Source organism: Bacillus sp. P4_D3 (assembly GCF_056401855.1).
Map to the genome: position 1 here is coordinate 1 of NZ_JBFUIN010000910.1, position 1,086 is coordinate 1,086.

The window sequence follows — 1,086 nt, forward strand, 5'->3', positions numbered from 1 at the left end:
GGATAGCACACCATGCCTATGAACTTAAGAACAGAAACTTACGCTTGAACATAATATCAAATTTAGATGAGCAAAGCTATTTCAAGTGAATAGAATCCACTCTTTAAGAATACATAAAATATATACATACAAGCTTAGTCTGATCACTACATCATTAGTGAAAGTAGGATTCTATAGATTTTGGAGGAAGAGATATGAAAAAAAAGGTTCTCCTGTTTACAGATTTGGGGATTGATGATGCGTTTGCTATACTGTACACTTTTTTTCGTAAAGACATTYAACTTGTAGGAATTGTAGCCGATTATGGAAATGTATCCAGAGAAAATGCAATAAGAAATATTAACTATTTGAAGTACATTGCGGGAAGAGAAGAGATACCCGTATTCCTTGGTGCTTCTGTACCGTTGACAGGTATATTGATTCAGTATTTCCCTGAGGTACATGGAAAAGTCGGATTAGGACCTATCATTCCCCMTGAAATTTCATATCCAGTTTATCCTTTAAATGATATTTATCAAATTATAGAATCAAATTTAGAAGATCTTACAATTATCAATTTAGGAAGACTTTCTTCGCTAGCTACGACTTTTGTGTTGAATTTAGAAACAATGCGAAACGTAAGAGAATGTATTTGCATGGGGGGAGCTTTTTTCTATCCAGGTAACGTAACTGCTGTGGCTGAAGCTAACTTTTACTCAGACCCTTATGCAGCAAACTTAATTCTGCAGCATGCAAAGAACTTGACAATTATTCCTTTAAATGTGACTCAACATGCGATTGTTACACCCGAAATGGTCCAGCAAATCGATGCATTTCATCGGAATACACAGGATCTTGCAGGACTCATCATCAAACCTATGTTAGACTATTATTATAAATTCTACTCTAAGTCTAATCCTGGTATAAGTGGAAGCCCTATGCATGATTTTGTAACAGTGTGGTATTTGCTGAATCAAGAGGCTGTTGGCCTTTCAAGAGTACCCATTAAAGTAATTCCTGATCAAGGAGAAGGATTTGGTCAAAGTATTGCAGACTTTCGTTTTGCTACTAATCCAGGCTATAAAACGCATAATGTAGCTTTTCAGC

Annotated in this window: 1 protein-coding gene; it reads left to right on the plus strand. The window is 35.7% G+C overall.

Annotated elements, in window-relative coordinates; all coding sequences use genetic code 11:
• Nucleotides 1-194: 194 nt before the first annotated feature.
• The coding region (locus tag AC1DTM_RS27905; RefSeq protein WP_477001417.1) for a nucleoside hydrolase at nucleotides 195-1,086 on the plus strand (892 nt) is incomplete at its 3' end.